At 58.8% G+C, this 19089-nt stretch carries 20 protein-coding genes, 3 tRNA genes and 1 riboswitch; of the genes, 4 read left to right on the top strand and 19 right to left on the bottom strand.

Going from position 1 to position 19089, the window contains the following annotated elements:
• Positions 1-8 precede the first annotated feature (8 nt).
• Genes D3791_RS08420 through D3791_RS08410 form a run of 3 tightly spaced genes read right to left on the bottom strand, consistent with a single transcriptional unit; the run spans position 9 to position 1623 of the window.
• Positions 9-653: an anthranilate synthase component II gene (locus D3791_RS08420; RefSeq protein WP_172511899.1), complete on the bottom strand. Its 645-nt coding sequence runs from the start codon at positions 651-653 to the stop codon at positions 9-11.
• Positions 650-820, bottom strand: a complete 171-nt coding sequence (locus D3791_RS08415) for a hypothetical protein (protein WP_022874476.1) — start codon at positions 818-820, stop codon at positions 650-652. Before D3791_RS08415 ends, D3791_RS08420 begins: the two co-directional genes overlap by 4 nt.
• Positions 821-828: 8 nt before the next feature.
• Positions 829-1623 (bottom strand): class E sortase, encoded by a 795-nt coding sequence (locus D3791_RS08410; protein ID WP_172511898.1) that lies wholly within the window; start codon positions 1621-1623, stop codon positions 829-831.
• Positions 1624-1844: 221 nt separating this feature from the next.
• Between D3791_RS08410 and D3791_RS08405 the strand changes: the two genes are divergently transcribed.
• Positions 1845-2102 carry a cell division protein CrgA gene (locus tag D3791_RS08405; RefSeq protein ID WP_172511897.1) on the top strand — a complete coding sequence of 86 codons (258 nt, stop codon included), beginning with the start codon at positions 1845-1847 and terminating at the stop codon, positions 2100-2102.
• A 52-nt stretch (positions 2103-2154) separates the two neighbouring features.
• Here the strand turns inward: D3791_RS08405 and D3791_RS08400 are convergent, their stop codons facing one another.
• Together D3791_RS08400 and D3791_RS08395 are read right to left on the bottom strand one after the other, a co-directional pair.
• On the bottom strand, positions 2155-2472 hold the full coding sequence (locus D3791_RS08400; protein WP_172511896.1) for a DMT family transporter: 318 nt from the start codon (positions 2470-2472) through the stop codon (positions 2155-2157).
• Positions 2473-2486: 14 nt separating this feature from the next.
• Positions 2487-2553, bottom strand: a riboswitch (guanidine-III (ykkC-III) riboswitch).
• 4 nt (positions 2554-2557) lie between these two features.
• A complete protein-coding gene (locus D3791_RS08395) occupies positions 2558-3442 on the bottom strand; it encodes an ArgP/LysG family DNA-binding transcriptional regulator (protein WP_172511895.1) in 885 nt (294 codons plus the stop codon).
• 70 nt (positions 3443-3512) lie between these two features.
• Here D3791_RS08395 and D3791_RS08390 point away from each other — a divergent pair, with 70 nt between their 5' ends.
• Entirely contained in the window at positions 3513-4130 is a 618-nt protein-coding gene (locus D3791_RS08390) for a LysE/ArgO family amino acid transporter (protein WP_172511894.1), read from the top strand.
• Between the two features lie 485 nt (positions 4131-4615).
• Here D3791_RS08390 and D3791_RS08385 read toward each other — a convergent pair whose 3' ends face one another.
• Together D3791_RS08385 and D3791_RS08380 are read right to left on the bottom strand one after the other, a co-directional pair.
• The gene (locus tag D3791_RS08385) at positions 4616-5338 is read right to left on the bottom strand and encodes a rhomboid family intramembrane serine protease (RefSeq protein ID WP_246242472.1); all 723 of its coding nucleotides are present in this window, start codon (positions 5336-5338) and stop codon (positions 4616-4618) included.
• 233 nt (positions 5339-5571) lie between these two features.
• Complete coding sequence (locus tag D3791_RS08380) at positions 5572-6117, bottom strand: peptidylprolyl isomerase (RefSeq protein WP_022874483.1); 546 nt, start codon at positions 6115-6117, stop codon at positions 5572-5574.
• Between the two features lie 171 nt (positions 6118-6288).
• Between D3791_RS08380 and D3791_RS08375 the strand changes: the two genes are divergently transcribed.
• Positions 6289-6495: a hypothetical protein gene (locus D3791_RS08375; RefSeq protein WP_022874484.1), complete on the top strand. Its 207-nt coding sequence runs from the start codon at positions 6289-6291 to the stop codon at positions 6493-6495.
• Positions 6496-6502: 7 nt separating this feature from the next.
• On the opposite strand, the gene D3791_RS08370 is transcribed toward D3791_RS08375, so the two are convergent.
• Positions 6503-7372: a DMT family transporter gene (locus D3791_RS08370; protein ID WP_172511892.1), complete on the bottom strand. Its 870-nt coding sequence runs from the start codon at positions 7370-7372 to the stop codon at positions 6503-6505.
• Positions 7373-7491: 119 nt separating this feature from the next.
• Positions 7492-8472 (bottom strand): bile acid:sodium symporter family protein, encoded by a 981-nt coding sequence (locus D3791_RS08365; protein ID WP_216847381.1) that lies wholly within the window; start codon positions 8470-8472, stop codon positions 7492-7494.
• 114 nt (positions 8473-8586) lie between these two features.
• Between D3791_RS08365 and D3791_RS08360 the strand changes: the two genes are divergently transcribed.
• Entirely contained in the window at positions 8587-9729 is a 1143-nt protein-coding gene (locus tag D3791_RS08360; RefSeq protein WP_172511891.1) for a glycosyltransferase family 4 protein, read from the top strand.
• A 61-nt stretch (positions 9730-9790) separates the two neighbouring features.
• Here D3791_RS08360 and D3791_RS08355 read toward each other — a convergent pair.
• The 10 genes from D3791_RS08355 to dnaN form a co-directional block, all read right to left on the bottom strand.
• A tRNA-Ala gene (locus tag D3791_RS08355) sits at positions 9791-9863 on the bottom strand.
• Between the two features lie 95 nt (positions 9864-9958).
• Positions 9959-10031 (bottom strand) — tRNA-Ala (locus tag D3791_RS08350).
• Between the two features lie 7 nt (positions 10032-10038).
• Positions 10039-10158 (bottom strand): DLW-39 family protein, encoded by a 120-nt coding sequence (locus D3791_RS16915; protein WP_022874488.1) that lies wholly within the window; start codon positions 10156-10158, stop codon positions 10039-10041.
• A 31-nt stretch (positions 10159-10189) separates the two neighbouring features.
• Positions 10190-10263, bottom strand: a tRNA-Ile gene (locus D3791_RS08345).
• A 120-nt stretch (positions 10264-10383) separates the two neighbouring features.
• Positions 10384-11001 carry a DUF3566 domain-containing protein gene (locus D3791_RS08340; RefSeq protein WP_172511890.1) on the bottom strand — a complete coding sequence of 206 codons (618 nt, stop codon included), beginning with the start codon at positions 10999-11001 and terminating at the stop codon, positions 10384-10386.
• On the bottom strand, positions 10998-13625 hold the full coding sequence (gene gyrA / locus D3791_RS08335; RefSeq protein WP_172511889.1) for a DNA gyrase subunit A: 2628 nt from the start codon (positions 13623-13625) through the stop codon (positions 10998-11000). Before gyrA ends, D3791_RS08340 begins: the two co-directional genes overlap by 4 nt.
• A gap of 55 nt (positions 13626-13680) precedes the next feature.
• Positions 13681-15684 (bottom strand): DNA topoisomerase (ATP-hydrolyzing) subunit B, encoded by a 2004-nt coding sequence (gene gyrB / locus D3791_RS08330; RefSeq protein WP_216847380.1) that lies wholly within the window; start codon positions 15682-15684, stop codon positions 13681-13683.
• A gap of 344 nt (positions 15685-16028) precedes the next feature.
• Positions 16029-16586, bottom strand: coding sequence for a DciA family protein (locus D3791_RS08325; RefSeq protein ID WP_061955585.1), 558 nt, complete (start codon positions 16584-16586; stop codon positions 16029-16031).
• Positions 16579-17742, bottom strand: coding sequence for a DNA replication/repair protein RecF (gene recF, locus D3791_RS08320; protein WP_172511888.1), 1164 nt, complete (start codon positions 17740-17742; stop codon positions 16579-16581). Before recF ends, D3791_RS08325 begins: the two co-directional genes overlap by 8 nt.
• A 57-nt stretch (positions 17743-17799) precedes the next feature.
• Positions 17800-18927, bottom strand: a complete 1128-nt coding sequence (gene dnaN / locus D3791_RS08315) for a DNA polymerase III subunit beta (protein WP_022874494.1) — start codon at positions 18925-18927, stop codon at positions 17800-17802.
• Positions 18928-19089 lie beyond the last annotated feature (162 nt).

The raw sequence follows: 19089 nt of genomic DNA, 5'->3' as shown, positions 1-19089 counted from the left end.
GCCAGCGATTATTCGCCGCTGAATAGCGGGCTCAGGGTGGCAGCCTTCTTGGCTGCCCCCTGCAAGCCCAGGAATTCCAGCCAGTTCCCCAGCATCTGGTAGCCCTGTTCGGTCAAGACCGACTCCGGGTGGTACTGCAGGCCCCACAACGGTGCGTCCCGGTGGGCCAGGGCCATGATGACTCCCCCAGCAGTCTGGGCGATGATTTCCAGCTCATCCGGGATGCTTTCGCGCACGGCGGCCAGCGAGTGGTAGCGCGTTGCGGTGAATGGGTTGGCGACATTGTTGAATACCGGGTGGTTATCGTGATTAACCAACGACGTCTTGCCATGCATCAGTTCTTCGGCATGGGTCACCGTCCCCCCATAGGCCTCGGCGAGCGCCTGGTGTCCAAGGCAGACACCCAGCATTGGCTTGCGCTTCTCACCGCACCACTTGATCAGATCAATGCTGACGCCCGCGCCTGCCGGGTCGCCGGGGCCCGGGGAAATCAGCACACCGTCGTAATCGGCCGCTAGCTCGATCGCTTCCTGGACGCTCAAATCATCATTGCGGTATACCGTCGTCTCAGCGCCCAGCTCTTGGAGATAGCCCACGAGGGTGTAGACAAAGCTGTCGTAGTTGTCGATCACTAAAATCTTGGTGCTGCTCACGAGGTACTCTGGCCAATCGTTGAATCGGTGAAGGGGCTGATGTACTGGTTCAGCCACGGGAAAACGTACACCATCAGTAATAGCACGATGGCGGCAATGAGAATCAATGCTTCAAAAATGCGAAGCCACAATGGACCCGGGAGATTTCTGAAAATCCAGGCGTACATTTTTCCTCCTAGCTCGTTGCGTCGATAACCATGTCGCGGATTTCCTTGGGCGGGCCAGCATCCAAGGGGCGCCAATCCGTGAGCTCGGAATAGGCGATCATTCGCTGTTGGGTCGTGTACTTCGGGTGGCAGGTGGTCATGGTCAAGATGGACTTTGTCGGCTCCACGCCCCATTGATGCGGGGTCGGCAACAGGACGTCGCCGTTGGAAGGAGCCACAACTTCTGTGGCGTACCAGGTATAGGTGTAATACCCTTCAGCCGTTTGCAGGTAGATCTTGTCGCCCTTTTGGAGCTTGTCGATATCCCAGAAGACCTGGCCATGGGTCTGGCGGTGGGCTGCGACCGCAAAATTGCCCAGCTCGCCCGGCTGCTGGGTTGACGGGTAGTGCCCGATGCCCAGATTGTCGATGACTCGGTCTTCAACACCGTTGGTGACTGGGTGATGCGAGCCGTGGCTGCCAAAAAGCGGGAAGTACATGATCCCGAAGGTCTCCCCCGGATCGATCTTTGTCACCGGTGCCGGCCCGTAGTCTTTTTCTTCGGCCTTTTCCTGCTCCTCGGACGGCTCATCGGAATCATCCGGGATGACGACGTCGCCCAGTTCCTGCACCAGTCCCTGCGTGGCCTGTTTCTGGGCCTGCGCGGAGTCGATATTGGTCCACCACAGTTCCCACACCACGTAGAGCATCAAGATGATGCCCAAGGTAATGAACAGCTCGCCTAGGAACCCTACGACGACATTTCCCGCGGACCGTGGCCGGCGTTCCATGCGGCGACCTTGCACTGTGGCGGATCGGTTCACAGCTCTCAGGCTCCTTAGGGCATTCGTATATAACGATCTGTCAATCAACGCAGTCAGATGCAGGCCAAAACCCCGGAGTTATCGCGGGTTGCGGCTAGTATGGAAGCTACGTAGGAATGCAGCAAGCAGTTCTCAGCATTCTTGTACCCAAGCCTACCGGGAAGACGTTAATGTCTCCCACATTTACTACATTAAGCAGATGAAGCCGAGGGAGCATTCGAGTGCCGGAGTCAAAACCACGACGCAAGAACACAACGCAGGCCCGAGCCGAGCGCCAAAGCGCCCACTCTATCGATAAGCCAATGCCCGGATGGTACAAGCCGGTGATGTTTGGCCTCATGCTCCTGGGTCTGCTGTGGATCATTGTGTACTACCTTTCGCAGACCCTGTTCCCCATCCCCAACATTGGCGGCTGGAACATCGTGATTGGATTCGGCATCGCGATGGTCGGATTCTTCATGACAACAGGCTGGAAATAGCGCTTTCGCCGGTCCCATTGGGACCGGCGAAATTTGTTTAACAACGTTTTGACTAGTGGCTGACGGCTTTCAGTCCGATGACGCAGCCAACCAGGCCCAAGATGAACACCATTTTCAGCACCGAAAATGCTTCCTGCCCGGTAGCCATGGAGTAAATCACCGCGAGTGCGGCTCCAATTCCCACCCATATCGCGTAGGCGGTACCGATGGGGATTTCCTTCATCGCATAGGCCAAGCCACCCATGGATACGAGCAGGCCAGCGAAAAAGACGATGGACGGGACGAGCTTCGACAACCCGTCGCTCATCCCCAAGGCGATGGCCCATACGGCTTCAAAAACGCCAGAAATAATAAGAACGGCCCAATACATGCCAGATTCCCTTCTCTGGCCGTCTTGTCGCGCTCCGGGTACGGCTCCCTCGTCCGGGTTCAGGCATTCATGGCCTGCAACAAGCTCAGGCTATCAAATGCAGACCGCTGCGGCGGGCTGCAGTGACCAAGATGCCATCGATCTTATTGAGCAGGCTCGAGTCCACGGCCCAGCGCTGCAGGTACAGGGGAACATCGGCAAACCATTGGTCGTGAATTGTCTGGATGCCTGTTGCCTGCGGTAATTGCAGTTCTGGAATCATGCCCCAGCCCATGCCGGCTTCGACGGCACTGACGTACTTGAGGGAATCCGGAATATGGTGCACCGCTCCGGAAGGACGGCTTCCGGCGCCTGCCACCCGCTCGAGCATGTCGTATTGAAGAGGATCTTCCCGGTCAAAAACCACCATGGGCGTTTTTGCCAGTTCTTCCGGGGTTTTGTGGTGCAGATACCGTTTGATAATTCGCGGTGAGGCGGCCGCCCGGTAGCGCATGGCACCCAGCTTTTTGCTGATGCATCCTTGGAGCGGTTCCGGGGTTGCTGTCACCACAGCGCTGACGCGGCCGGTGCGCAGCAGCTCCAGTCCCCTGTTTTCGTCGGTGCGGAGTATCTCGACCGAAAGGTCATCAATCTCTGCTAGCTGTTCAAAAACCGGGCTAAACCAGGTGGAGAGCGAATCGGAGTTGACGCCCAATGCTATGGACAATGGCTTATCCGCTGCGAGCTCGCGGGCGAACTCCGCACTCAGCAGCGACATTTGCCGGGCATAGCGCAGTACCTTGTAACCCTGTTCTGTTGGCACGACCGGGCGGCTGCGAACGACAAGAATTGCTCCCATGCGATTTTCCAGAGCTTTGATCCGCTGGCTGACGGCGGAGGGCGTAATCCCCAGATCAATGGATGCATCGTCGAAGCTTCCCGCGTCAACGATGGCCAAGAGCGTCTCGAGATGTTCAACATCGATATTCACATTAGGAACTCTAATCTAGATTCAGAAAATTAAGTTCGACTAAGAAGAATCAATCTCATACGGTTTTCCCATGAGCCCAGCACCATTTTTCTTCGGACTGACCACCGGACTGTCACTGATCGTGGCCATAGGCGCACAAAATGCCTTTGTGCTGCGCCAGGGCATCAGAAAGGAACATGTATTCATCACGGCACTCGTGTGCTCCCTGTCAGACGCAGTGCTGATCTTTGCTGGGGTCAACGGCATGGGCGTCTTGGTGGAGCGGGTACCTTGGCTGCTGATCTTCGCACGGGTTGGCGGATTCCTGTTTTTGGCCACCTACGCCATCTTCGCTTTCCGAAGGGCGATTAAACCTGAATCCCTCAAGCTTGCAGGCGCTACCCAGGCGACAACCGCTTTATCGGTGATCGGAACCATTCTGGCGCTCACTTGGTTGAATCCACACGTCTATATCGACACGGTGCTGCTCTTGGGATCAGTGGCCGTTGCGCAGGGCGCCGGCACGGGCTTCTTTGCCGTCGGAGCCATTGCCGCAAGTTTCCTGTGGTTTTTCGCGTTGGCCTACGCCGCTCGATTCCTTGCTCCGCTCTTCGCCAGGCCCAAGGCCTGGCAGATTCTGGATTTCATCATCGGGCTCATGATGCTCTTCTTTGCCGCGGTGCTGATTTGGCCGGTTTTCACCAAGTAATCCACAAGCGGGGCTCGTTATCCACATGCAGTGTGCATAATTTTTACAAACAGTTGTTCACAAACTTATCCACAGGTGGGGATATCAACTGTCTAAATCTGACAATTTCGCAGAAATGCCTAGTCAATATGCATTTCTTGGGTTCGAATCACATGAGTGTAAGTTATTAACACTGTGGATTCCGACTGTGGATAAAGGCTGTATTCACACCATTGGAGCGGGGTTCCGAGCCGTCGGTTAAACTTTCGAATCATAAGTTATTAACAGCCCGATGGTTCGTATATGCACTATCTACAGGGGGTGTTAAAAAGTTATCCACAACTGGGGACAAGGTTGTGAGTATTGGGTAACACAGCCGGAATACCCTTGATATCCCGGGAAATGACGCCTGTTAATATCTCCACGTGCCAACAAGTTACACGGATGTAAGTTATTAACATTGTGGATAATCTGTGTGGATAACCGGCGGAGCTGTTTTCGAACGATCAGCTAGTGAACTTCACGGCCTGCGCGGCAAGATAGACGGCCCCTAGAAGCAGCACTGAAAGAACAGCCAAAAGCAGTATCTGCGTTCGAGCACGTTGTGGATTACTTTTCGGTATCAAGACAATGCAGCAGGCGGCCAGGATCCCAAGAACTGCACCACCCAAGTGGCCTTGCCACGAGATTCCGGAAACCACAAAGCCCAGGACGATGTTCAGCACCAGAATGATGCCCATTTGTCGTAGAGCCTGCTTGTTGGAGCGGTAGACAACGAAGGTGGCTAGGAACAGGCCAGCCAAAGCACCAGATGCTCCGAGGGTGGCGCTCAACGGTGCGCTGAGGAGCAAGATGCCAAGTGAGCCACCGATCGCGCTGATCAAATACAGCCAGGCAAAGCGCAGCCTGCCCAGCTTGGGTTCCAGCAGAGTGCCGAAGATATAGATGCCGTACATGTTCATGGCCAGGTGCAGGAACGATCCCATGGAATGCGCAAACGCGCTGGTGATCAGCCTCCACGGCTCATAGGCCGCGATGGCCGGAGCCAGGACCAAGGAATTGGTGAATCCCGGAATGATCCATTGCAGGGCATAGACCAAGACGTTGAGCGCGATCACCGCGTAGGTAATGACCGGAACACCGGCACGAAGCCTGCCGCCAAATTCGGTTTTCTGCTGGGGGAGAGCCCTATTGGCTTGGGCGACGCATTCAACGCATTGCACTCCCACCGGAGCGGACACCTGGCATTCGGGGCAGATCGGACGTCCGCATCGATGACACGATACATAAGACACCGTCTGCGGGTGTCGATAGCACGTCGGAGTTGCTTGGCCCTGTGGGTTTACCTGCCCGTAGGACATCGGTACCTGCCTTGTGTAGTGGGAGAGTGCTTAAAGCTCGAGGCCCCGACAACACCACTGGGTGGATCGTCGGGGCCTCGAAGTATTGCGTCGGTGAGTTACTACAGGGTCTCGATATCGACCGAGTTGATGACGACGTCTTCCAGTGGCTTGTCACGGCCATCGGTTGCTACAGCGTTCAGTGCGTCAACGACCTTGCGGGAGTCTGCATCGACAACTTCACCGAAGATGGTGTGCTTGCCCTGCAGCCAGGTGGTTGGAACGGTGGTGATGAAGAACTGCGAACCGTTGGTTCCACGGCCCATGCGGATACCCGCGTTGGCCATGGCCAGCTTGTAAGGCTCGTTGAAGTTCAGTTCTGGGTGGATCTCATCATCGAACTGGTAGCCTGGGCCACCGAAGCCCTGGCCCAGTGGGTCGCCACCCTGAATCATGAAGTCAGAGATGATGCGGTGGAAGATGGTTCCGCTGTACAGCGGGGTGTTGGTCTTCTTGTCACCGGACTCTGGGTGTACCCACTCCTGCTCACCGGTCGACAGGCCAACGAAGTTCTTTACGGTCTTAGGTGCGTGGTTGCCGAAGAGATCGACAACGATATCGCCCAAAGTAGTGTGAATCGTGGCTTTATGAGTTGCGTTTGCGGTCATGCCTACATTGTTCCATGATCAGGGCGTGAGCCGCTAAAAACTGACGTACGCGTTGAGTGAAAATTTAGAACAATCTCTGGTGGCTTGCCGATAAACACTGGTCTGAGGCGCTGTAACTGCATAGGCTTGAGCTGTCGGAGAGCGAGATCCTCTTTCAGTCTGGAGCAATGCATGAGCAAGAAGAGCAAAGCAGGAAAAGTACTAGCCGTAGGCTTGATTGCTGGCATAGTCGCGCTACTGGTGGCTGTTTGGAAGGCCTCAAAACCCATCGAAGATCCTTGGGAAAATGAACCCGCGCCAGCACAGCCGCAGCAGCCCGTCGAGTCTCGCGAAGCAAGCGTCGAAGAAATCCGCGAGATCATCGAAGATGACAAATAAATTCTAGTTACTCACGAGTTTTCGGTTGGGCTTGTCCTCGGATCACGAGGGCAAGCCCAACGAGTATCACCAGCAGGCCGCCGTAGGTGGCCAATGAAACCACCTGCCCCAAGAACAATGCCGCCAGAAGGGCTGCGCCCGGGATCTCCAAGAGGATCAGCGTGCAAACCGTCAAAGGCCCCAGCACATTGAGCAAGTGATTCATCGCTGTATGCCCGAAGATCTGCGCGCACAATGTCAGCAGGATGATGGCCCACCAGCCCTGGGCATCAAAACCCCAAATGGGCATCCCCGTGGCCAGGCAAAGAACCAATAGCGCCAGGGCGGTGATCGCATAACAGCTCGAGGTGTAGGTCGCCGTAGCCATCGTCCGCCGCGCCACCGAACCAGCCAGCGTGTACACCGCGGCCAGCACGCCGCCGGCCAGCGCCAAGAGGTCTCCGAGCAGTGCCTGAGAGCTCAGCCCCATGTCGAATCCGGTAATCAGGATCGCCCCGCCGAGCGACACAGCCATGCCAATGAATACCGGAGTCCGGTACTGCACACCGCGCACTACCTGGAAGACGGCGATCCATACTCCTTGGATGCAGACCAAGGCGGTACCAGCTGCCACGCTGGTCAGCCGCATCGAGTACATGAAGCACACGAAGTGCAAAGCCAAGGCCAGTCCGGCAATGCCCGTGAAGAACCATTCGCGCCGGGTCATCGAAAGATAAACGCGGGGGTTCTTCCGCAGGGCGGGAACGCTGAGTACGGCCGCGGCAGCTCCATTGCGCCAGAAGGCCATTGATAAAACAGGTACGCCGGGGAACGCGGCGATAATGGGCCCGGAAGCCGAGATGCCGATGATCCCGACCAGGGCGAGTAGTAACGTCACTGACTCAGATTACCGGTGGTTGGCACCCCGGTTTTCCAGCGGCCTCTCCGGGTAGGCCGAACGTGCTGATTCCTTCAAGAATCAGAATATTCCTCATATGGAATACGTAGCTATATCTGCTAGATTTCGACCTTCTGGGCCTTCTTACGGCGCCAGTAGGCGGCGACGAGCGCTCCGGACAAGTTATGCCACACCGAGAATACAGCAGCCGGCAAAGCCGCCTCCGGAGTGAAGTATTGCTTGGCCAGACCGCCAGCCAATCCGGAATTCTGCATGCCAACCTCGATAGCCATCGTGCGCCGTGCGTCTTCGGGTACGCGCATCAAGACGCCGACTCCATAACCCAGCAACAGGCCAAGACCGTTATGCAGGATCACCGCGACCAGCACCAGCAAACCGGCAGTCAGGATCGCCTGGGCACTGCCGGCAACGATGATGGTCACGACGAAGGTAATGGCAATGACCGAGATCCACGGAAGCACTCCGGTCACCTTCAGCACCCACCGGTTGAGCAGCATTCGAAGCACGAGACCGAGGATGACCGGAATCAGCACGATCTGCACGACGCTGACCGCCATGGAGCCGGCATCGACCGGCATGTACTGGCCAGCCAGCCACAGCGCCAAAAAGGGAGTGAGCGCCGGAGCGATCAATGTTGAAACCGAGGTCATCGCCACAGACAGGGCGACGTTACCTCGAGCCAAATACGAGACAACGTTGGATGCGGTACCGCCCGGTGCGCAGCCGACCAGGATCAGGCCGGCGGCAAGCGCAGGATCCAGATGCAGGAGCTTGGCAACAAGCCAGCCCATCGTCGGCATCACCACGAACTGGGCAACCACGCCGCCTAGGACCGGCAACGGGTTCTTCACTACCAGTGAGAAATCCGGCAAGGTCAGGGTCAGGCCCATGCAGAACATGATCACCATCAGCAGGGGATTGATCCATCCTGCGAAGCCGAGGAATGCCTGGGGAAGCAGCATGCCGCACAGCCCGCCGAGCAGGATCAGCGCGGGGAAGAGCAATACGGCAATGCGCGAGTCTTTTTCAATCTTTGCGGTGTCAGCCGCGCCGCGGACCTCGCCGGAATTATCGTTCAACACTTACGGTATCTTGCCACCAATGGCTGTTTACCAAAAATGGGAAGACAGAAGTTAATGAACTGACCCAGTCATATTAACTTTGATGTCACTGTTGATCCCCATGCTGAAAGTGTGAAGGTTGCTATCGTTGCTGAATCGTTCCTTCCCCACTTCAATGGGGTTACCAACTCTATTCTCAAGACGCTGGACCACTTAGCGCTTACCGGGCACGACGCGGTGGTCATCACGCCAGCAGGTTCCTTGGCTGGTGAACTGACGGGGCACGGCGTTCCTCGCCAGTACAAGGGCTTCGCGATCCATACGGTGCCATCAATGCCCCTGGCGAGCTATCCGGAAGTCCGGGTGGCCACCACCAGTGTCGGGCGCTTGCGCAAGATCCTGGCCCGCGAACGCGTAGATGTCGTCCATCTGGCCAGCCCTTTCATCCTGGGCTGGCAGGGATTGCGCGCCGCCAAGGAACTGAACCTGCCCACCGTAGCGCTCTACCAGACCGAAGTTCCAAGCTATGCCGAGCGCTATAAGATGCCGTGGCTGACCCAGCGCCTCTGGGATCATGTCCGGGCAATCCATACCGCAGCTGACCTGTCGCTGGTCCCTAGTACTTTCTCGTACCGCCAGCTGCAGGATCTGGGCATTGACCGATTGAAGATCTCGGGCAGGGGAGTAGACACCGCGCAGTTCACCCCGAGCCGCCGCAGCGAGCAATTCAGGTCGGCGGTGGCCCCGAATGGCGAGGTGGTCATCGGCTATGTGGGGCGCCTGGCCGCAGAGAAGCAGGTCGCCGATCTGAAGGCCTTGGCGGATTTGAAGAACACCAGGCTCGTCATCGTAGGTTCTGGCCCGTTAGAGAGCGAATTGCGGGCTTTGCTGCCTACCGCGCACTTCACCGGATTCCTTTCGGGAGAGCGGCTGGCCGAGGTCATGGCCTCAATGGATGTATTTGTCCATCCGGGAGCTTCGGAGACGTTCTGCCAGACCATTCAAGAAGCCATGGCTTGCGGCGTGCCCGTGGTCGCGGTGGGCCGCGGAGGGCCGTTGGATCTGGTTGATTCTTCGCGCACGGGCTGGCTGTACCAGCCGGGAAACCTCAATGAACTGCGCAGCCGGGTCAGCGACCTAGTCTACGACGACGCGAAGCGCCTGGCCTTTGCCAGCGCTGCCTTGCGCAGCGTGCAGGATCGTTCATGGTTCAGCATCGGCGAACAGCTCTTGGATCACTACCAGCATGTGCGGATGGCGCGGATCAGCCGCTAGCAGCGCCAGAACACGGAGATCGAAAAAGGACGGAAAGCAGATGCTTTCCGTCCTTTGACTGTGGAGCCTAGGAGAATCGAACTCCTGACATTCTGCTTGCAAAGCAGACGCTCTACCAACTGAGCTAAGGCCCCGTATTTATTTATCTGGTGTTCCACACCGACCGACCCGTTGCGGATCAATCAAAAAGAATTAGCGGAAAGCTGATGCTTTCCGCCATTCTCTTTTGTGGAGCCTAGGAGAATCGAACTCCTGACATTCTGCTTGCAAAGCAGACGCTCTACCAACTGAGCTAAGGCCCCAAAAGCTTTAGGAAACTTTATCGGCTACCTGATGCCAGGTTTCCTTTGTTTCCGAAGAAGCCTTCGCTTTCTTGACCAAGACTACCGCAGCAGTCGCAATCGTTGCGAGAACCAGGAACTTTTTCATTACTTCCTCTTTCTCTCCAGCAAGGTTTCCGTGGGCGTACCAAGACTTGAACTTGGGACCTCTTCGTTATCAGCGAAGCGCTCTAACCGCCTGAGCTATACGCCCTTGCTTTTGTTTGTTCCCTTTGGAACGAAATAAAACTCTACCGGGGATTTCCAGAAGATACAAATCGAGCCCGGGTGTCATGCATCACAGCATGAAACCCGGGCTCGACTAGGGGTGTTTCTAGTCGTCGGTGAGGGTCACTCCGACGCCGCCGACCAGCGAAGCGGCGATGTTGTACAGCACCGCACCCAGCATCGAGATGACGGAAATGACCACGACGTTCACCACGGCGATAATCGTCGCGTAGGAAGCCACCTGGCCAAGGGACATGCTCTGGCGCAGGTCGAAGCCGCCTTCAGCCATCGCGTCCTGGATCAGCTGGTTGAATGCGTCGAACGTACCCATCAGGTCCAGCAGGGCCCAGATGCCAACGGCCGCGACCACGGTGATCACACCGAAGGCTACCGAGAGCAGGAAGGCCAGCTTCAGGACCGAGAATGGCTCAACCTTGGAAACCAGCAAGCGGGCCTTGCGCACCTTGGCCTTGGGGGCCGGGCGTACCAGGCGCTCCTGGCCGTTGGCCGGACGCTGGGCGCCGGTTGGCCGCTGGCCTGTCGGGCGGGAACCTGCGGGACGAGCCTGGCCGGCGGCCGGCTTGGCACCTGCAGCTGGCTTGGCACCTGCGGCGGCTGGGCGGCTACCGGTGCCAGTTGATGCCGGACGCTTTACCTGGGTAGGTCGCGGCGCTTCGCTCTTCGGGGCACTGCCGCTGGGGCGTGGCGTCGAGGGCGTGCTCATGCGTTACCTCCGTTAGTGGTGTCATCTTCCTGGGCGTCCGATTCGGTTTCCGGCGCGGTGGATGACTGATCGATCGTGTTTTCTGCGTCCAACGTTACGGCATCTTCCTCCAAGTTCTCTTCGAGCTCAGTCTCAGAGTTCTTGGCCACCGCAATAATGTGGTCCTTCTTATCCGGCTTGGCGAAGATGACGCCCATGGTGTCGCGGCCCTTGGCTGGAACCTGCGCGGCGGCCGAGCGGACGACCTTGCCCGAGCCCATCACCACGAGGACCTCATCGGTCTCGTCGACGATCATCGCGCCGACCAATTCGCCACGCCCCTCGTTCAGCTTGGCAACCTTAATGCCCAAGCCACCACGGGATTGCACGCGGTATTCAGCCACGTCGGTGCGCTTCGCGTAGCCCTCATTGGTCACCGTGAAGACGAAGGCGCCCTCGCGGACCACGTCGGCGGCCAGCAGCTCGTCGCCCTCGCGGAACTTCATGCCGGTCACACCGGAGGTTGCACGGCCCATCGGACGCAGCGCGGTGTCGGTGGCGGTGAAGCGGACCGACTGGCCCTTGCGCGAGACGAGCATCACATCATCGGATTCGCTCACCAGCTGCGCGGAGACGAGTTCATCATCATCACGCAGGTTGATGGCGATCACGCCGGCGGTGCGGTTGGTGTCGTAGTCTTCCAGGCGGGTCTTCTTCACCAGGCCGTTGCGGGTCGCCAGCATCAGGTACTGCGCGTCCTGGTAGGTGCGCAGATCCAATACCTGGGCGATGTGCTCGTCCGGCTGGAAGGCCATCACGTTGGCCACGTGCTGGCCCTTGGCGTCGCGGCCGGCCTCGGCCAGCTCGTAGCACTTGGTGCGGTAGACGCGGCCATGGTTGGTGAAGAACAGCAGCCAGTTGTGGGTCGAAGTGACGAAGAAGTGCTCCACCACATCGTCCCCGCGCAGGTTGGCGCCCTTGATGCCCTTGCCGCCGCGGGCCTGCGAGCGGTAGTTGTCAATGCGGGTGCGCTTGACGTAGCCGCCGCGGGTGATGGTGACGACCATTTCCTCTTCAGGGATCAGGTCTTCAACGCTCATGTCGCCGTCGTAGCCCATGAGGATCTTGGTGCGGCGGTCATCTCCGTGCTTGTCGACGATTTCCTGCAGTTCCTCGGAAACGATCTCGCGCTGGCGTTCCGGGGACGCGATGATGGTCTGGAATTCGGCGATCATGCGCTCGAGCTCGGCGTGGCGATCCTGGATCTTCTGGCGCTCGAGGGCGGCCAGGCGGCGCAGCTGCATGTCCAGGATGGCGCGGGCCTGGTCCTCGTCGATGCTCAGCATTTCCATCAACCCGTCGCGGGCCGCCTCGGTGGTAGCCGAACGGCGGATCAGCGCGATGACCTCGTCCAGGGCATCCAGGGCCTTGAGCAGGCCGCGCAGGATGTGGGCCTCTTCTTCGGCCTTCTTCAAGCGGAACTGGGTGCGGCGGACGATGACTTCGATCTGGTGGGTGACCCAGTGGCGGATGAACCCGTCCAGCGGCAGGGTGCGTGGCACCCCGTCGACGATCGCGAGCATATTGGCCGAGAAGTTGGTCTGCAGCTCGGTGTGCTTGTACAGGTTGTTCAGCACGACCTTTGCCACGGCGTCGCGCTTGAGCACGATGACCAGGCGCTGGCCGGTGCGGCCGGAAGTCTCGTCGCGCATATCGGCGATGCCGGCGATCTTGCCGTCGCGCACCAGTTCGGCGATCTTCACCGCGAGGTTATCCGGGTTGGCCATATATGGCAGCTCGGTGACCACCAGGCAGGTACGGCCCTGGATTTCCTCGACGTTCACCACGGCGCGCATGGTGATCGAGCCGCGGCCGGTGCGGTAGGCATCGGCGATGCCCTTGGTGCCAAGGATCATCGCGCCGGATGGGAAGTCCGGGCCCTTCACGCGCAGCATCAGCTCGGCGAGCAGCTCTTCGCGGCTTGCCTCGGGGTTCTTCAGGTACCACTGCACGCCCTCGGCGACTTCGCGAAGGTTATGCGGCGGAATGTTCGTGGCCATGCCCACGGCGATGCCGGAGGAGCCGTTGACCAAGAGGTTAGGGAAGCGGGCCGGCAGAACCGTTGGCTCCTGGTTCTTGCCGTCGTAGTTGTCCTGGAAATCAACGGTGTTCTCGTTGATGTCGCGGACCATTTCCATGGCCAGCGGGGCCATCTTGGTTTCGGTGTAACGCTGGGCGGCGGCGCCGTCGTTGCCTGGCGAGCCGAAGTTGCCCTGGCCCAGGGCCAGCGGGTAGCGCATGACCCAGTCCTGGATCAGGCGGACCAGTGCGTCGTAGATCGCGGTATCGCCGTGCGGGTGGTACTGGCCCATGACTTCGCCGACCACGCGGGCGCACTTGTTGTAGGCGCGTTCCGGGCGGTAGCCGCCGTCGTACATCGCGTACAGCACGCGGCGGTGCACTGGCTTCAGTCCATCGCGCACATCGGGCAGCGCGCGGCCGACGATGACGGCCATGGCGTAGTCCAGGTAGGACCGCTGCATTTCGGTCTGCAGGTCGATCTGGTCGATGCGCCCGCCGTCATGGATCGGCTCGAGGACCTCGCCGTCCATGGGTTCGTTCTCAGGGGTTTGCTCGTCGCTCAATTTTTTCCCTTATAAGTCAAAAAGTCTTCGGTGGATAGTCGATCGGCGCGGCCGATCAGATATCCAGGAAGCGCACGTCCTTGGCGTTCTGCTGGATGAAGTTTCGGCGGGACTCGACGTCCTCGCCCATCAGCACGGAGAAAACTTCGTCTGCGGCCGCGGCGTCATCCATGGTGACCTGGCGCAGGGTGCGGAACTCAGGGTCCATGGTGGTATCCCACAGCTCCGAGTAGTCCATCTCGCCCAGGCCCTTGTAGCGCTGGATGCCGTTGTCCTTGGGCAGGCGCTTGTTGGAGGTCTGGCCGGCGAGCAGCGCGTCGTCGCGTTCCTTGTCCGAGAACACGTAGTCGTGCGGGGCGTTGGACCACTTGATGCGGTACAGCGGAGGTGCTGCCAGGAAAACGTAGCCGTGTTCGATCAGCGGGCGCATGAAGCGGAAGATCAAGGTCAGCAGCAGGGTGGTGATGTGCTGGCCGTCCACGTCGGCATCGGCCATCAGCACGATCTTGTGGTAGCGCAGCTTGGCCATGTCGAACTCTTCGCCGATGCCGGTGCCGAAGGCGGTGATCATCGCCTGGACTTCGGCGTTGCCCAACGCACGATCCAGCCGGGCTCGCTCCACGTTCAGGATCTTGCCGCGCAGCGGCAGGATGGCCTGGGTGTGCGGGTCGCGTCCGCGCTTGGCCGAGCCGCCTGCGGAGTCGCCCTCCACGATGAACACTTCGCACTCGGAAGGGTTCTTCGAGGAGCAGTCCGAGAGCTTGCCTGGCATGCCGAAGGATTCCATCGGCGACTTGCGGCGGGCATTATCGCGGGCCTTGCGGGCAGCCATACGGGCCTGGGAAGCGAGCTGGGCCTTGCGGATGATGTCGCGAGCCACGTTCGGGTTGCGTTCGAACCAGTCGCTGAGCTCCTCGTTCACCACGCCCTGGACGAAGCCGCGGGCGATCGAGTTGCCCAGCTTGGTCTTGGTCTGGCCTTCGAACTGCGGTTCGGAGAGCTTCACCGAAATGACCGCGGTCAAGCCTTCACGCGCGTCTTCGCCGGTGAGGTTGTCATCCTTTTCGCGCAGGATCTTGTTATCCCTGGCGTAGCGGTTGAGCAGGCCGGTCAGCGCGGCGCGGAAGCCTTCTTCGTGGGTGCCGCCCTCATGGGTGTTGATGGTGTTCGCGTAGGTGTGCACGGATTCGGCGTACGCGCTGGTCCACTGCATCGCGATTTCCACGCTGATGCCTCGAGCGGCATCCTCGGATTCGAAGGCGATGACCTCGTCGTGGACCAGTTCGATCTTCTTGGCGGCATTCAGGTGCTTGACGTAGTCCAGCAGGCCATCCTTGTACAGGTAGTCCACGGTGCGTGGCTTGACTACCTGGTTTTCGATCTCTTCTTCGACTTCCGCTTCCGGTTCGGCGTTCACCGGGGTGCGCTCGTCGGTCAGCGTGATGCGCAGGCCCTTGTTCAGGAACGCCATCTGCTGGAAGCGGGCACGCAGGGTTTCGAAGTCGAATTCGGTGGTCTCGAAGATTTCCGGATCCGGGTAGAAGGTCTGGCTGGTGCCGGTCATCTCGGTTTCCTCGCCCTGGGTCAGCGGGCTGGTGGTGACACCGCCGTTGCCGAAGCTGATGCGCCATGCGTGGCCCTGGCGGCGCACGATGGTATCGACCTTGCGGGAAAGCGCGTTGACCACGGAAATGCCCACGCCGTGCAGGCCGCCGGACACGGCGTAACCGCCGCCGCCGAACTTGCCGCCGGCGTGCAGGATGGTCATTACTACCTCGACGGTGGGCTTGCCCTCGGTCGGGTGGACATCCACCGGGATGCCTCGGCCATTGTCTTCACAGCGCACGCCGCCATCGGCCTGCAGGGTGACATTGATGGTGTCGCAGTATCCCGCCAATGCTTCATCGACGGAGTTGTCGACAACTTCGTAAACCAAGTGGTGAAGGCCGCGAGGGCCAGTGGAACCGATGTACATGCCCGGGCGTTTGCGTACCGCTTCGAGTCCTTCGAGGACGGTAATATCCTGGGCGCCATAGGTATGTTCGACTTTGGAAGTCATCGATTCCGCGGGAACTTGGCTTTCTGCCGGATCCTGCGGTGAAGCATTTTCAGTAGACACGGGTGCTACGAACTCCTCGAATTTGGCGCGCGATCACCGTTGGTGCCCAGTGGGGCATTTTTGGCGATCTTGGTCTGGAGGGACCTCACCGCAGGGCATAACCCGCGCTAAAGTCATTTCACTACCTCTAATTCTACCGCGTTGAGCAAAATAATCGGTGCTTCTGTGGCCTAAATCAGCCACATAAAGCTAGTAATTGACCATCTGAGGCAGTTGCGGAGCTCAAGTGAGGGGGGATCCATCCTCCGGGTCCGTTAGTGCGCCATATGCCGTATCAGCAATTTTTATCCGTAGGTGTCCCGAGGACCCCGCCCAGCCACCGAACGCATGCCATGGCGCCATGACGGGGCATTGGGACCGAGGACCCGGATCACGGTCACGATCCCGGGGCCTAGTTCAGCATCAAATTTCTTCAGTAATTGGTGGCTGAGTAGGCGCAACTGTGTTGCCCACGAGGTTGAATCGCAGCGCACGATCACCACGGTGTCTTCAAAGGATTCGGGTTTGCAGTGCGCGGCGATATCCTCGCCGACCATTTCGTTCCAACGGCCCAGCACCGATCCCACGGCCACCTGGGTATTCCAGCCGCGTGCCTTGGACAGGCGCGCAACCACTTCGCCAATGGCCCGGGGGTCCCGGATGGCACCGGGCTCGGGTGATCCGCCCTTGTCCATGAAGCCGCGCCGGGCTGCCTGGCGTTTGCGGACTTTTTCCATGCGCGCCGCGTCAACGCGCCGATCGCCGCGTTCTTCAGCGAGCTTGCGCATCCGGTTCAGCAACGCCTTGGCGGCATCGAGCTCCGGATCAAAACGATGTTCGTCTCGTTCTTCAGGTTCACGCATCGACGACCTGGCCAGGGGATACCTGGAAGAAATGTCCCTTCAGCGCTTCGGGGACATCTTCCACAACTGCCGCGGTCACCAGGACCTGCTCGGCTCCGGCAACGATATGGGCCAGCCGGTCGCGACGAGTCGCGTCCAATTCGGCAAAAACATCGTCAAGGATCAAGATCGGTCCTGAACCGGGGCGAGGATCATCATCGCCAAAGACCCGATAGGCCGCGAGGCGAAGTGCGAGGGCAAAAGACCAGGTTTCGCCGTGGGAGGCGTAGCCCTTGGCCGGCGTGGGGCCCAAAATCAGGGTTAAATCGTCGCGGTGCGGGCCGAAGAGGGAAACGCCGCGGTCCAGTTCCCGGCTGCGGTTGGCCTCAATGGCGTCCAGCAGCAGATCCTGGATTTCTTCCTGGCTCAGGTTCTCGAGCGAGATGGTCTCGAGGCTGTTTTCGTCGGCTTCATTTTCCAACGACGAACGGTAGATCGCCTTGGCGTCTTTGGCACCGTCAGCAAGATCAGCATAGGCAGCCTGCATATATGGCCTAATCAGCATAAGAACATCGAGGCGACCGCGAATGAGCCGGGCGCCGCAGGTGGCCAGCTGCAGGTCCCAGGCTTTGAGTGTGTTCTCCTGCGAGGACGTGAGTTTGGATTTTCCGCGGATCGACTTGAGCAGCGCATTGCGCTGTTTCACGATTCGTTCGTAGTCGTTTTTGGTCCCGGCTTCGATCGGGCGCAAGGCGACGAGCAGCTCGTCCAGGAATTTCCGCCGGTGCGAAGGATCGCCCTTGACCAGCGCCAAGTCTTCGGGAGCGAAGAGCACGGTGCGCACCATGCCGAGAATCTCTCGAGCGCGCACCGGGTTGGCCCGGTTGATTCGAGCTCGATTGAGCTTGCCGCTGGTGATTTCGACTTCCAGCGTGGTTCTTTGGCTGCCGCGATGCAAAGTGCCGCGGATGAGCGCTCTTTCAGCGCCGAAATTCAGCAGCGGAGCATCGTTGCTGACTCGGTGGGACGCCAAATTCGCCAGATAGCCAATGGATTCAACGATGTTAGTTTTGCCCACGCCGTTGGGTCCAATGAGCACGTTGATGCCAGGAGCCAGGTGCACGTCGGCCTGCGCATACGAGCGGAAGCTCGTGAGGGAAAGCTGCGATATATACACCGGGGTCCTGACAGAAACGAGGTGGTGGATGAAGTATTCATCCACCACGCAATTGGCTTAGTTCGAGTTTGGCAAGCGTACCGGCATCACGAGGTAGCGGTACTGATCCTGGTCGGCTTCGTCCAGCTGCTTCTGCCCGGTGAGCATTGCCGGCTTCGGCGCGCTGGTGAAGGAGAAACGCACGAAATCAGTGGTGAACGAGTTCAAGCCTTCGGACAAGAAGGTCGGGTTGAAGGCAACCACGATATCTTCGCCGCGCAAGGAAGCAACGATAGCTTCCTCAGCCTGGGCGTCTTCGCCGGTGCCTGCATCCAAGGTCAGCTGTCCGTCGGTGAAGGCCATGCGTACCGGCGTATTGCGTTCAGCAACAACCGATACGCGTCGGACGGCTTCCATCAGCTCGCTGGTACGAACCGTTGCATGGATCGGGGTGTCGCTTGGGAACAGCGAGCGGATCTTTGGATATTCGCCATTGATCAGCAACGAGGTGGTGCGTCGGTTGGAGCTTTCGAAGCCAACCATGTCGCCCTTCTCGCTGATAGCCAGTTTCAATTCGCCAGCACCGGAAAGGGTCTTCGCGACTTCGCTCAGGGTCTTCGCCTTGATCAGGAATGAAGTAGAGATCTCCGAAGTGTTCGGAGTCCAGTTCAGTTCACGCAGGGCCAAGCGGTAGCGGTCGGTAGCCAAGAAGGTGATCAGATCGTTTTCAATCTCAACCTTGATGCCGGTGAGCACCGGAAGGGTGTCATCCTTGGACGCTGCGACGATGACCTGGGATACCGCAGCAGCGAAGGCCTGGCCGTCGATGGTGCCGGCAATGGCTGGAAGCTCTGGCAGCGTCGGGTACTCATCAACTGGCATGGTGGCCAGGTGGAATCGCGAGCGACCACAGGTCAACGAAATCTTTGAACCATCGGTTTCCAAGGTCACCGTGGAATTTGGCAATGAACGAGTGATCTCAGCCAAGAGCTTGCCGGAGACCAAGATCGAACCTTGCTCAGAGATATCTGCAGGAATCTCAATGTGCGAGGAGATCTCATAATCAAAACCCTCGAGGCGAACTAGGCCTTCATGGGTCGTGATCAAAATGCCAGCAAGTACTGGTGAGGGTGGGCGTTGTGCCAGGGACCGGGCGGTCCAGGATACGGCTTCTGCCAATACATCCTTTTCAACGCTGAACTTCACGAAAAATCCGCCTTTCGGACACCCTTGAGTCTTAAGTCAGGCCAAGAAGGTTGTTCCCTCGCCAAGTTCTTAAGCATAGAGCAGGTAGTTGCACGTTCTTTCCATTTTAATCTTGCCACGTCCTGATGATGCAAAGTCAGTCCTCAATCTCATCTGTTGATG

It is taken from the genome of Glutamicibacter mishrai (assembly GCF_012221945.1).
GTDB classification, from domain to species: Bacteria; Actinomycetota; Actinomycetes; order Actinomycetales; family Micrococcaceae; genus Glutamicibacter; species Glutamicibacter mishrai.
Note: the sequence above shows the minus strand (reverse complement) of the source record. Positions and strands in the feature narration are given on the sequence as shown.